This is a genomic window from Variovorax sp. GW531-E2, assembly GCF_059423125.1.
Window position 1 is genome coordinate 61,416 of sequence record NZ_JBWKXQ010000016.1, and the last position, 12,646, is coordinate 74,061.

At 70.6% G+C, this 12,646-nt stretch carries 12 protein-coding genes; 7 read left to right on the forward strand and 5 right to left on the reverse strand.

The genetic code is table 11. The annotated features are described in order from the left end of the window. Positions 1-209 precede the first annotated feature (209 nt). From AC07XP_RS12425 to AC07XP_RS12435, 3 genes are all read left to right on the forward strand, one after another. Positions 210-1,130 (forward strand): DMT family transporter, encoded by a 921-nt coding sequence (locus tag AC07XP_RS12425; RefSeq protein WP_495264829.1) that lies wholly within the window; start codon positions 210-212, stop codon positions 1,128-1,130. A gap of 25 nt (positions 1,131-1,155) precedes the next feature. Then, entirely contained in the window at positions 1,156-2,049 is an 894-nt protein-coding gene (locus AC07XP_RS12430) for a hypothetical protein (protein WP_495264830.1), read from the forward strand. Between the two features lie 153 nt (positions 2,050-2,202). After that, positions 2,203-4,284, forward strand: coding sequence for an esterase-like activity of phytase family protein (locus AC07XP_RS12435; protein WP_495264831.1), 2,082 nt, complete (start codon positions 2,203-2,205; stop codon positions 4,282-4,284). Positions 4,285-4,294: 10 nt separating this feature from the next. Here the strand turns inward: AC07XP_RS12435 and AC07XP_RS12440 are convergent, their stop codons facing one another. Beyond that, a complete protein-coding gene (locus AC07XP_RS12440) occupies positions 4,295-5,167 on the reverse strand; it encodes a CoA transferase (RefSeq protein ID WP_495264832.1) in 873 nt (290 codons plus the stop codon). A 165-nt stretch (positions 5,168-5,332) separates the two neighbouring features. On the opposite strand from AC07XP_RS12440, the gene AC07XP_RS12445 reads away from it, so the two are divergent. Continuing rightward, positions 5,333-6,235, forward strand: coding sequence for an SDR family oxidoreductase (locus AC07XP_RS12445; RefSeq protein WP_062481608.1), 903 nt, complete (start codon positions 5,333-5,335; stop codon positions 6,233-6,235). 3 nt (positions 6,236-6,238) lie between these two features. On the opposite strand, the gene AC07XP_RS12450 is transcribed toward AC07XP_RS12445, so the two are convergent. After that, positions 6,239-6,697 carry an Lrp/AsnC family transcriptional regulator gene (locus tag AC07XP_RS12450; protein ID WP_062481605.1) on the reverse strand — a complete coding sequence of 153 codons (459 nt, stop codon included), beginning with the start codon at positions 6,695-6,697 and terminating at the stop codon, positions 6,239-6,241. Positions 6,698-6,822: 125 nt separating this feature from the next. Between AC07XP_RS12450 and AC07XP_RS12455 the strand changes: the two genes are divergently transcribed. Then, on the forward strand, positions 6,823-7,434 hold the full coding sequence (locus tag AC07XP_RS12455; protein WP_495264833.1) for a glutathione S-transferase: 612 nt from the start codon (positions 6,823-6,825) through the stop codon (positions 7,432-7,434). 10 nt (positions 7,435-7,444) lie between these two features. Here the strand turns inward: AC07XP_RS12455 and AC07XP_RS12460 are convergent, their stop codons facing one another. After that, a complete protein-coding gene (locus tag AC07XP_RS12460) occupies positions 7,445-7,834 on the reverse strand; it encodes a DUF488 domain-containing protein (protein ID WP_095947243.1) in 390 nt (129 codons plus the stop codon). A gap of 42 nt (positions 7,835-7,876) precedes the next feature. Next, positions 7,877-9,754: a PhoX family protein gene (locus AC07XP_RS12465; protein WP_495264834.1), complete on the reverse strand. Its 1,878-nt coding sequence runs from the start codon at positions 9,752-9,754 to the stop codon at positions 7,877-7,879. Positions 9,755-9,858: 104 nt separating this feature from the next. Here AC07XP_RS12465 and AC07XP_RS12470 point away from each other — a divergent pair, with 104 nt between their 5' ends. Further along, entirely contained in the window at positions 9,859-10,686 is an 828-nt protein-coding gene (locus AC07XP_RS12470; RefSeq protein WP_495264835.1) for a crotonase/enoyl-CoA hydratase family protein, read from the forward strand. 313 nt (positions 10,687-10,999) lie between these two features. Continuing rightward, a complete protein-coding gene (locus AC07XP_RS12475) occupies positions 11,000-11,314 on the forward strand; it encodes a hypothetical protein (RefSeq protein ID WP_070060970.1) in 315 nt (104 codons plus the stop codon). 36 nt (positions 11,315-11,350) lie between these two features. Here AC07XP_RS12475 and AC07XP_RS12480 read toward each other — a convergent pair whose 3' ends face one another. After that, positions 11,351-12,634, reverse strand: coding sequence for an acyl-CoA dehydrogenase family protein (locus AC07XP_RS12480; protein WP_495264836.1), 1,284 nt, complete (start codon positions 12,632-12,634; stop codon positions 11,351-11,353). Positions 12,635-12,646 lie beyond the last annotated feature (12 nt).

Here is a 12,646-nt window from a genome sequence, read left to right on the forward strand (position 1 = left end):
CATGCACCTGCATCACTCTCCCCCTTCGTCGACCTGCCGCTGACGTTCGCGCGCGCTTCGCGCCGCGCCCGTCAGGCCCGCAAGTGGTCGCTGCCGTCCGCCTTCTTCCGCTGAATGAAGAACGCCGGGCGGTGGCCGGATGGTCATGCCCGCCCCCGGCAATGCGTCGACGCGACGCCGAGGCGACGGGCCTCACGGAGAGTTTCAACATGAATGCAAGAACAACGGCCGCCCTGGCCTGGGGCGGCGTGCTGCTGGCCGGCGTGCTCTGGGGCGGCGGCGCCCTGGTGGCGCAATTCCTGATCGACGGCGGCATCGCGCCGCACAGCCTGTCGCTGGCGCGCTTCGCGCTGGGCATGCCGCTGCTGTGGTGGCTGCACTGGCAGGCGACGCGGCGTTCGCCGGTTGCCGATGCCGCGTGGCACCATCTGACGCGCCGCGAGCAGGGCCACGTCGTCGGCACCGGCGCCGCGATGGCGCTGAACGTGAGCTGCTGGTTCGCCGGCATCGCGCACCTGGGTGCCGCGTTGCCGACGGTGATCTCGATCTGCTGCGCGCCGCTGATCGTGGCCTGCGTGTCGGTGCTGCGCGGCTACGAACCCTTCGGTGCGCGCCTGCTCGGCGGCCTCGTGCTGGCGCTGGCGGGCGTGCTGCTGCTGGTGATGCCGGCCGAGGGCTGGGGCGCCTTGCCGACGGGTTACGGCGCAGGGTTGGCGTGGTCCTTCGGCTCGGCCGTCTGCTATGCGCTGGTGGTGCTGGGCAACGCGCGCATGCCGGCGCGGGTGCCGGCCGTCACCGCGTCCGCCTGGGGCATGAGCGCCGCGGCGCTGTGCATGCTCGGCGTCGCCGTTGCGAACGGCATCACCTGGCCCGAGGGCACGGCGCAATGGACGGGCGCGGCCTACACCGGCGTGGCCACCACCTCGGTTGCCTACCTGGCCTTCGCCTGGGGTGCGCGTCGGCTCTCGCCGACGGCGGCGGTGGTCGGCACGCTGGTCGAGCCCTTGGTGGCCGCGTGGCTCGCGGCGCTGTGGCTCGCCCAGCCGATGGCGCCGCGCCAATGGCTGGGCGCGGCGCTGCTGGCGGGGGCGATGCTGCTGCTGGTGCGGCGGAACCGGGGTATCGTGTAGCCCCATGATGAGCCGTTCGCCCCCCTTGCCGGTTTCGCGGAAACGCATCCTGGCGGTGGCCGCCTGCTGCGGCGTGTCGCTGCTGGCGCAGGTGGCGGCCCCCGAGGCCTCCGCGCCCGCGGGTGCCCAGGCCCTGCGCGCCGAGCACCAGAAGCTCAGCGACAAGCTCGACCAGAGCCGCTTCGGGCGTCCCGTGCAACTCGATTCCACCGAGACGCCCGGCGGCCTCGAGGGCGACATCTACGCCGTGGTCGAGCACCCGCTGTCGAAGGTCAGCGCGGCACTCAAGGGCTCGGACCACTGGTGCGAACTGCTCACGCTGCACATCAACAACCGGCGCTGCCGCATCAGCACCTCGCCGCAGGGCAAGGAGACGCTCACGCTGTTCGTGGTGCGCCGCTACGACAAGCCGGTCGACCAGGCCTTCGAGCTGCCTTTTGCCTACCGCGTGGCCAGCGCTACGCCCGAGCACCTGCAGGTCGAGATGTCGGCCGACACCGGCCCGTTCGGCACCAGCAACTACCGCGTGCGGCTCGAGGCGGTGGCGCTCGACGAGCGCAAGACCTTCCTGCACTTCAGCTACGGCTACAACCACAACACGATGGTGCGGCTGGCCACGCAGGCCTACCTCGCCACCTTCGGCAGTTCCAAGGTGGGCTTCACCGTGGTGGGCAAGGGCGCCGACGGCCAGCCCGAGTACATCCGTGGCCTGCGCGGGCTGGTGGAGCGCAATGCGATGCGCTACTTCCTCACGCTCGACGCCTACCTGGCCACCGGGGCCAACGACCCGGCCGAGCGCCGGCAGCGCTACTGGTTCGCGGCGGCCGAGCGCTACCCGCGCCAGCTGCACGAGGTCGACCTCGACACCTACCTCGCGGTGAAGCGCGAAGACCGCCAGCGCGACGGCAGCGGTCGCTGAGAAGGCGCTAAAAGCGCGCCGACCACCGCAACCTTTCGGTTGCAGTTTCACGGGCTTGTCATCTGCCTCGGCATTAATCGCCGGGGCTTGCGCCTTTGCGCGGGCGCATCACAAGGACAACAAGCAATGCGCAAGACAACAAGAGGATCGAGGATGGGATGGCTGGCGCTCGTGGGCGCTGGCGCGGTGCTGACCGCCTGTGGCGGCGGCAACGGCGGCGGGGGCGGCTGGTCGTTCCCTGTGGGCGGCGGCACCACCAATCCGCCCGCTGCGCAGTCGAAGACCGGCACCTTCCTCGATGCCGCGGTGGAAGGCCTCGACTACGTGGCCGGCAGCGCCCCCAAGGCCGCCACCAACGCCAAGGGCGAGTTCATCTGCAAGGACGGCGAGACCGTCACCTTCAGCGCCGGCGCGCTGGCCCTGGGCAGCGCCGCGTGCGGCGAAGCGATCACGCCGCTCACCCTGGCTGGCGGCAGCGACGTGAAGGCCGATGCCGTGGTCAACCGCCTGCTCGCGCTGCAGAGCTTCGACGAGGACCGTGACCCCGCCAACGGCATCCGCCTGACGCCCGCGCTCAAGGCCGCGCTGACGGCCGGCGCGCTCGATTTCAACGCCGGGCCCGAGGCCTTCCACACCGCGCTCAACGCAGTGCTGGCCGCGTTGCCCGCTCCCTACAATGCCCGCATGGTCGACTCGAACCGCCGCATGCTGGCCCGCGAACACTTCGAGGACACGCTGGCCTCGCGCCTGGCCGCACCGGTCACCGAAGCGTCGACGCAGACCAATCAGCTCGGCGCCATCGGCATCGCCGTCACGCGCTACCAGCTGCAGGCCGACACCCGCTTCCACGTGCCCTACGAGGGCGACAGCGCGGACATCAAGGCCGACTTTCCGCAGGGCTTCCTGCCGGCCTACGGCTCGGGCCTGGCGTTCAAGGGCAAGGCCGACGACGGCGCGCTCGAGTTCTACGCCATCACCGACCGCGGCCCGAACGGCGACGGTCCGACCGCGCCCGTGCCCGGTGGCGGCGACGGTGTCACCAGCATCAGCAAGGTGTTCCCGGCGCCATCGTTCGCGCCGAGCTTCGGCATCGTGCGCGTGGGCAAGACCGGCGCGGTGCTCAGCACCAGCGTGCCGCTCAAGCGCGACGCCAACACCAAGATCACCGGCCTGCCGCCGCGCTCGGGCGTGGGCTCGACCGGCGAGACCCCGCTGAACGACCAGTACAAGTTCGACGAGGCCAAGGCCGGCTACGACGCCAACGGCCTCGACCCCGAGACCCTGGTGCTCGACAAGGCGCGCAACGTGCTGTGGACCAGCGACGAGTACGGCCCCTTCATCGCGCGCCTGAACATCGCCAGCGGCGTGGTCGAGAAGAAGTACGCGCCCGGCCCCGGCGCCACCGACCTGCCGGCCGTGCTGGCCCAGCGCCGCCCCAACCGCGGCATGGAAGGCCTGACGCTCGACGCGGCCAGCGGCGTGCTGCACGGCTTCCTGCAAAGCCCGATCGACCCGCGCGACGCCAACGGCAAGTCGATCAAGGCCAAGCCGCCGGGCGGCAGCAACACCGACGTGCGCCACATCGCCAAGTTCACGCGCTGGCTCGCGTTCGATCCGGCCACCGAGACCTCGAAGCTCTACGCCTACCCGATCGACGGCAGCCAGTACGACAAGGACCGCACCGGCAACGCCAAGCTCGGCGACATGGTGAGCCTGGGCAACGGCCGCTTCATCGTCATCGAGCAGGGCGCGCGCAAGGGCGACGGCAAGGTGTTCAACAAGCTGATGCTGGTGGAGCTGCCGGCCAACGCGACGAACATCGCCGCCCCGGAGTTCAACCACAACCTCGAGATCAGCAGCATCACGCAGGCCCCCTCGAATGGCGTCGACTATTCGACCGTGGTGACGATGCGCAAGACCGAGCTGCTCGACCTCAACGTGCTGGGCTGGCTGGCCGAGAAGGCCGAGGGCCTGACCATCGTCGACGACCAGACCCTGGCGTTGGTGAACGACAACGACTTCGGCTTGGGCACCGTGCTGCTCGCCGCCGATGGCACCCGCCTGGCCGGCAGCGTGGAAGAGTGCACGGCCGCCGTCGACGGCCAGCTCAGCGGCTGCCCCGCGGGCGCAACCCGGGCGCGCATCACGCGCGGCTCCGACCTGGAGCGGCCGACGCGCATCTGGCTCATCAAGCTCGATCGCAAGCTGAGCGAACTGCGCCTGCCGGCGTCCTGAGCGCCATCCGTCAGTCGGCCAGCGTGAGCAGCGGCACGTCGCGCTCACGGCCCATGGCCTCCAACTCGGCGCGTGTGCGCGTCGCGAGCCAGGCGGCCAGTGCCGCGTGCGTGGCCGGCGCCATCATGTCCGGCGGCGCCACGCCAGCCACGTCGCACAGGCGCGCGGCGAAATGCGGCTCCAGCGCCGCCACCGCCACGCGGCCGTCGGCGCAGGGGTAGACGCGGTAGCCGGCGTGCGCGCCGCCCACCGCGCCGTCGGGCTTTGTCAGCCCCCAGGTGCGGGGCAGGGCGAGCCAGTCGGCCGAGGCGTTCAGCGCCACCTCGAGGTACACGCTGCCGCGCTGGCGCGTCTGTTGCAGCACGGCCTTCAGCACCGCCTCGCTCGCGAGCAGCGCGCCGCCCATGTCGGCGTACAGCGTGGGTGGCAGCGCCGTGCCGGTGACGAGGCCGCTCTCGGCGAGGTAGGTCAGGTCGTGGCCCGGCTCCTCGGCGCGCTCGCCCGGCGCGCCGACGATGGCGACCTGCGACAGCGCCGGATGCCGCGCCTGCAGCGAGGCCCAGTCGAGCTTCAGCTTCTGCAGCGCCGACGGGCGGAACGAGGTCAGCAGCACGTCGGTGCGGGCCAGCTCGGCGTGCAGCTGCGCCTGGCCGGCCTCGGTCTTCAGGTCGACCGTGCGGACCTCGACGCCCTCGTGCAGCGCCGTGTACGCGGGCCGGTTGTACAGCCCCATCGGATCGCCGCCGGGCGGCTCCAGCTTGAGGCAGGCCGCGCCCATCGTGCGGCAGCGCAGCAGCGCGGCGGGGCCCGGCAGGTTGAGCGCCAGGCTCAGCACGCGCACGCCGTCGAGCGGCAGGAAGGAAGCATCGGAGGAACGGGGCATGGGTCGTGTGTCCGGAAGGTCCAGGGGTGAAAGGGAAGGGGGGCGCGGCCATTTTCACCCGCCGGCAGAGCCAGATTCCGCAAGCCATTGCGCCCTGGCAGTCGTAGCATGCGGCCGATGGCAGCACGCGCTCCTGCCGCTGCCGCAACGCCAAGGAGACCCCTCATGTTCGAAGCATCCCTGATGCGCGGCCAGCGCATCCTCGTCACCGGCGGCGGCACCGGCCTCGGCCGTGCCATGGCCGAGCGATTCCTGAGCCTGGGCGCCGACGTCGCCATCTGCGGCCGGCGCCAGGCGGTCTGCGAAGAAACCGCCGCCGCCTGGCGCCAGCAGTTTCCCGATCGGCGCATCGATGCCTTCGGCGTCGACATCCGCATCGCCCAGCAGGTCGACGAGATGGTCGAGAGCCTGTTCCAGAGCGGCGGGCTCACCGGCCTCGTCAACAACGCGGCGGGCAACTTCGTCTCGCCGACCGAGAACCTCTCGCCGCGCGCCTTCGACGCCGTGGCCAACATCGTGTTCCACGGCAGCTTCTATGTGACGCAGGCGGTGGGCAAGCGCTGGGTGGCGCAGGCCAAGTCGGGCGCGTGGAAGCCGGGCGATGCCTTTCGCAGCGTGATGAGCATCATCGTCACCTGGGTCGACAACGGCAGCCCGTACGTCGTGCCTTCGGCCATGAGCAAGGCGGGCATCGAGGTCATGACCAAGTCGCTCGCGGTGGAGTGGGCGCGCCACGGCATCCGCCTGAACGCGGTGGGCCCCGGCGAGATCCCGACCGAAGGCATGAGCAAGCGCCTGAACCCCGGCGAGGAACCCGGCGCGCGCAGCATCAAGACCAACCCGATGGCGCGCGTGGGCCGCATGAGCGAGCTGCAGAACCTCGCCTCCTTCCTGATGGCGCCGGGCCAGTGCGACTGGCTCACGGGCCAGAGCATCATGATGGACGGCGGCAATGCGCTGGCCACCGGCGGCAACTTCTACGAGCTGCGCGAGTGGAGCGACGCCGACTGGCTGGCCGCGCGCGAACGCATCGAGGCGCAGAACCAGAAGGACAAGGCGCAGCGCTGACGCTTACTTGCGCGGCGCCTTTGCCGCACCCACGGTGACCTGCTTGCGCACGGGGCTCGACAGCACGAGCGAGGTGGTCACCGAACCGTCGACCGCGAGTGCATCCACCACGCGCTCCAGGTCGGTCGGCTCGGCGATGGCGCAGCGCACGAAGAAACAGTCGGCGCCAGTCACGCGGTCCACCGCGAGCACCTCGGGCATGGCCTCGAAGAGCGCGAGGTAGCGCGCAATGGCCGCGTGCGTGGTGTCGATGCGGATGATGGCCTCCAGCCCCACGCCCAGCGCGCGCAGGTTCACGCGCGCACCGTAGCCTTCGATCACGCCCGCATGCTCCAGCTTGCGCACGCGCTCGCTCATCGCCGGCTGCGACAGGCCGATGCGCTTGCCGATCGCGGCCAGGCTCTGGCGCGCGTCAGTCTGCAGGGCTTCGAGGATGAGGCGGTCTTTCTTGTCGAGGGTCATGGCGTGCGGCGAAAGAAGAGGGGACCGATGATCGATCGGTAGGCGGCGCCGATTTTCGATGGGTTGCCCTTCTGCGCGCGCGGCGCAGCCGCTATGGTGGCAGTCATCTTTTTCCAGGAGACCCCATGCAACTCGTCGGCATGCTCGACTCGCCCTTCGTTCGCCGCGCCGCGATCTCGCTGCGCCTGCTCGGCCTTGGTTTCGAGCACCGCTCGATCTCGGTCTTCAGCACCTTCGAGCAGTTCCGCGCGATCAACCCGGTGGTCAAGGCCCCGACCTTGGTGTGCGACGACGGCACGGTGCTGATGGATTCGGCGCTCATCATCGACCATGCGCAAGCGGTCACCGGCCGCAGCCTGTGGCCTGCCGACCCGGCCGGTCGGCTGCGCGACCTGCGCCTCACGGGGCTCGCGCTCGCGGCCTGCGAGAAGACGGTGCAGATCGTCTACGAGCGCAACCTGCGGCCCAGTGAGAAGCAGCACCAGCCGTGGGTCGATCGCGTGCAGGGCCAGCTGAATACGGCCTATGCCGAGGTGGAGCGCGAACTGGCGGCTGCGCCGCTGGCGGCACCCGCAGAAAACACGATCACGCAGGGCGGCATTTCGGCGGCGGTGGCCTGGACCTTCACCCAATTCATCCTGCCCGACGCGGTGCGCCCGTCGGACTTTCCGCTGCTCGCCGCGTACACGGCGCAGGCCGAGCAGCTGCCGGTGTTCGTCGGCGCGCCGCTGGTCTGAACAACCGCGCTCAGGCCGCGATGTCCGCCCCGCGCTCGGCCAGCAGGCCGCGCAGCAGCGAGCGGTGGCAGCGCGACTCGTCCTCGCAGTAGCAGCCGACCGCGAGCGCGGCGGTGTGCGAGAGCGCCGCGAGCAGGTCGAGGCTGCGGCTCGCGTCGGCCTCGGCCATCTCGGCCTTGTACTTGCGCATGAAGGCGTTCCATTGCGCCGGCGTCTCGGCTTCCTGCCCCAGCTTCATCGTCTCGGCCGACGGCGCGAGGTTGGGGTACCACACGTCGTACCAGTTCTGCGAGGCGAACTCGGTCTTCGGCACGCCGCGCGGCGGGCGGCGCACGGTGCCGATGCGCAGGCCCTCGCCGGGTGCGCGCGGGGTGCCGAGGCGGACGATGCGGATGCTCATGACGGGGATCTCCTTGGGCTGTTGTTGTGATGTGTTCGACTGTCAGGTGCCGACGATACCGCCGTCGCGTCGGCGGATCGCCAGCGTGGCCGAGCGCGGGCGCGCGCTGCCGGGCGTCGCGCCGTCGGGCCAGGCGCTGTTGTGCTTCGCGTCGCCGTCGTCGCGCGACTCGCCCGGGTGCTGGATGTTGACGAACAGCGTGCGCCGGTCGGGCGTGACCACGCAGCCCGTGATCTCGCAGCCGTTGGGCCCCGTGAGGAAGCGCTGGATGCGGCCCGTGGCCGGGTCGGCGCACAGCATCTGGTTGTTGCCGAGCGCGGCGTAGGGCGGCTTGCCCATGGACTGTCCGCTCATGTCGGTCTGGATCCACAGCAGCCCGCCGCTGTCGAAGTGCAGGCCGTCTGGGCAGCCGAATGCGTCGGCGCTGTCGCTGGGGTAGCGCGTGCCGGCGCCGGGCTGCGCGGGGTCGCCTGCGAGCGCGTAGTGGTCCCAGGCAAAGGCGGTGCTCGCCGCGTCGCCGCCGTCTTCGCGCCAGCGCAGGATGCCGCCGAAGAAGTTGGGCGCGCGCGGGTTGGCGGCGTCGGCGCCGGGCTTGCCGAGGTCGCCGCGCTGCGAGTTGTTGGTGAGGGTGACGTACACCTCGCCGCTGTGCGGATGCACGGCGATCCATTCGGGGCGGTCCATCTTCGTGCCGCCGACGATGTCGCCCGCCAGCCGCGCGTGGATCAGCACTTCGGCTTGGTTGGCGAAGCCGCTGGCGGCGTCGATGCCGTGGCGGCCGTGCGCGAGTTCGAGCCAGCGCCCGCGCCCGTCGGCGTCGAAGCGCGCGACGTGCAGCGTGCCTTCGTCGAGCAGGTGCCGGTTGGCGGCGCGTGCGGCGGCATCGGTGCCGGGGCGCACGGGGTCGCGGCTCACGAACTTGTAGATGTATTCGAAGCGCGCGTCGTCGCCCATGTAGACCACCACGCGGCCGTCTTTCGCAACGGTGCAGGTCGCGCTTTCCTGCCGCTTGCGGCCGAGCGCGGTGCGCTTGACGGGCACCGATTCGGGGTCGAAGGGATCGATCTCGACCACCCAGCCGAAGCGGTGCGGCTCGTTCGGGTGGCGGCTCAGGTCGAAGCGTTCGTCGAAGCGCCAGTATTCGACCCACTGCGCGCCCGGCACCGTGCCGTAGCGGCGCTGCGCGGGTGTCGCATTTTTCGCTGCTTCTTTCGGGCCGCCGAAATAGCCGTGGAAGTTCTCCTCGCAGGTCAGGTAGGTGCCCCAGGGCGTGACGCCCATCGCGCAGTTGGCGAAGGTACCGAAGACGCCGGTGCCCGCCGGGTCGGCGGCGGTGCGCATCAGCGGCGTGCCCGCGGCGGGGCCGGCGATGCGCATCGGCGTGCGGCCATGCACGCGGCGCGCGTAGGGCGAGGGCAGCACCTGGCGCCAGCCTTCTTGTGTGCGGCGGACCTCGATCACCGACACGCCCATCGCATGCAGCGACTTGCGGACCTTCTCGGCGTTCCGGGCCTTCACGCCGTCGGTGTGCAGCAACTGCTCGTCGGTGTACTCGTGGTTCATCACGAGCAGGCCGCGTTCGCCGCGCGCATCGAGCGCGAAGAAGTGCATGCCGTCGTGGTGCATGCCCGCCTGCAGGGCCTGCTCGTCGGCGCTGTTGCCGGCGTCGGGCGCGAAGGCCGGCATGCGGCCCGCAAGGCCCGTGGGCGCGCCCCAGGGGTAGAGCATCTGCCACTCGTACTCCGGCGGCACCACCACCGCATCGCGTTGCGAAATGGGCACGCTGGTGAAGAAGCCCGACGGGCCCGTCGCGCTCGTGGAGGGCGGCAGCTGCGAGCGCACGCAGCCCTGGCCGAACAGCGCGACGACGGCGGCGGTGGCGCCCGATTGCAGGAGAAAGTGACGGCGGTCCAGAGGCATGGCGAGGCGGCGGAGGTGTTGGGTCGGCGACAGTGCGCATCATCGCCCAGCGGCCCGGTCGCGCGATACTGAGCCGATACCCCGACACCGACAGGAGACATGCAATGAGCGACCGTATCGAATGGACCCGCCACGCCGACGGCGTGGTGGAACTGCAGCTGGCGCGCGCCGACAAGATGAACGCGCTCGACCCCGCGATGTTCGACGCGCTGGTCCAGGCGGGCGAGGCGCTGCGGGGCGACAAGAACGTGCGCGCCGTCGTCATCGCGGGCCGCGGCAAGGCCTTCTGCGCGGGGCTCGACATGGCGTCGTTTGAACGCATGGGGCAGGGCGCCGCCAGCGACGTGCTGGGCGCGGCGGCCGGCGGCACCGATCTGGTCGCGCGCACGCACGGCCTCTCGAACGCCGCGCAGCAGGTGGCGATGGTGTGGCGCGAAGTGCCGGTGCCGGTCATCGCGGCCGTGCACGGCGTGGCCTTCGGCGGCGGGCTCCAGGTGGCGCTGGGCGCCGACATCCGGCTCGTGGCCGCCGACACCAGGCTGTCGGTGATGGAGATCAAGTGGGGCCTCGTACCCGACATGGCCGGCATGGTGCTGATGCGCGAACTGGCGCGCACCGACGTCGTGCGCGAACTCACCTTCACCGGCCGCATCTTCTCGGGCGAAGAGGCCGTGCGCCTGGGCCTGGCCACGCGCGTGGCCGCCGACCCGCTGGCCGAGGCGCTGCAGATGGCGCACGAGATCGCCGACAAGAGCCCCGACGCGATCCGCGCCGGCAAGCGGCTGCTGAACGCGTCGCTCGCGCACAGCGCCGCCGAACTGCTGATCGCCGAGTCGGTGGAGCAGCAGGCGCTGATCGGCAGCCCCAACCAGGTCGAGGCCGTGAAGGCCAACATCGAGCGGCGGGCGCCGCAGTTCAGCGCGTCGGCCTGAGTTTCTTCTTCTGGTTTTTTTGCGTTCCTCGCGGTGCGGACACCGCGAGGCGCAGCTGTTTGCGCGCCCGTTTCTGCCGGCCGAAGTGGCGGTCGCAACATTTCGTATGCCAAAAATCGTACACAAAGCGCGCCATCCGTGTCTTTGTGTAAGAATTAAGTAGTTGTTTTCCCGAGTAATTCGGCGGAATTGACCGCACTTTGTGTGCAGAAGGTCACGTCTTGCCGTATGCCCTCGGTCGGGAAAATGACTATCGGAGTCACACTCGAAAACAATTAATCAACTTTTGCTTTGGCTAGCGACGGCGTTCCGCATGTCGACGAATACGTTTTTTTGCAATCTCAGCGTGCCCATCCTCGTGGGCGAGGACCGCTACAAGTACGTCCCGATCGTGGGGGTGTTTCGCAGCATCCCCATCGAGCAGGTCGACGAGTGGGTGATGCACCCCGACGGCCGTCCGCGCAGCGATCGCGAACTCGCCGCCGAAGTGCTGGTCGAAATCCGCAAGCCACTCGGCACCAGCGGCCACACGGCGCCGAACGCCTTCGACGTCGCCGACATCCTGCAGCTCGATCGCGCGGCTGCCATCGTGGTGTCGACCTTTCTCGCGGCGCTGCCGCGGGTCTGAGCACCGCCTCGCGGCTTCTTCCTTTTTCTTCCCGTCTCAGCTCGCGATGGCGCCGACCGCCCAGTAGAAGGTCGGCCGCGCACCGTTGAGCAGGTGGTCGCCCACCACGCGTCCCTTGTAGATCGTCGGGTTGTGCGACGCCAGCGTGCGCGCATTGCGCCAGTGCCGGTCGAGCCGCCGGTCTTCCTGCAGCGCCGAGGCGCCGCCGATGTCGAACAGCCGCGTGCCCGCCTGCAGCACCGCGTCGACGATGCCGGCCTGCGCCTTGGCGGTGTTCAGCTCCACTTCGAACAGCAACTGCTCGGGCACGGCCTCGCCGCGCTGCAGGTGGCGATCGACCTCGCCCAGGCCGCGCGCCACCGCCTGCACCGTCGACGCGGCCACGAAGGCCGTGCTCGCGAGCTGGCCGATCACCTGCTGCACCAGCGGGTCTTCGCGCGGCGTGGCGCCGCTGCCGTGGCTGTAGACGCGCTTGCGCGGCTGCACGAAGGCCACGGCATCGCGCACGATGGCGCGTGCGATGCCCGCCAGCGTCGCCAGGTGCGTGAGCTGGAAATGCGCGGTGAGCGGCGTGGGCTGGTCGCGCACGTACAGCAGCACGTGCTCGGGCTTCACGCGCACCTGGCGAAAGCGCGTCGTGCCCGAGGCACTCAGGCGCTGGCCGAAGCCGCGCCAGTCGTCGACACGCTCGACGCCCGCGGCTTCCGCGGGCACGAGGGCGATCACGCGGTCGCTGCTGCCGTCGTCGTTCAGGCGCTGGGCCGCGACCGAGATCCAGTCGGCGTAGAGCGTGCCGGTGCTGTAGAACTTGTCGCCGTCGAGGCGCCACGTGTCGGCGCTCTGCGCGTCGCGCGTGAGCGTGGTCTGCAGCGCGCCGAGCGCGCCTTCGCCGAGCTCGGTGGTGGCGTTGCCGAAGATCACGCCGTCGGCCGCCAGGCGCATCCACGGGCCGTGCAGCGCGGGGTCGATCTCGGCGAACAGGCGCTCGATGAAGCCGAAGTGCGCGCGAAGGATCTGCGGCAGGTTGGAGTCGGCCTCGCCGAGTTCGATCAGCAGGTCGTACAGCTGCTCGACCGAGGCGCCCAGGCCGCCGTGCGCGAGCGGTACGCGCAGTGCGCCGAAGCGCGCGGCCTTGAGCCAGGCCACCGGCGCGTAGGCCAGTTCGCGGTCGTTCTCGCGCTGCGCCGCGTGCTCGGCGATGCGTGCGAAGACGGGGCGGAAGCGCTCGGCGAGTTGCTGCGAGGAGGGAGCGAGCGTGGAAGGGCGGGCGGAGGCCGTGGGCGCGGCGGGGCGCGTCGGCGTGTCGTGGATGGATGCCATGGAGAGCCGGGC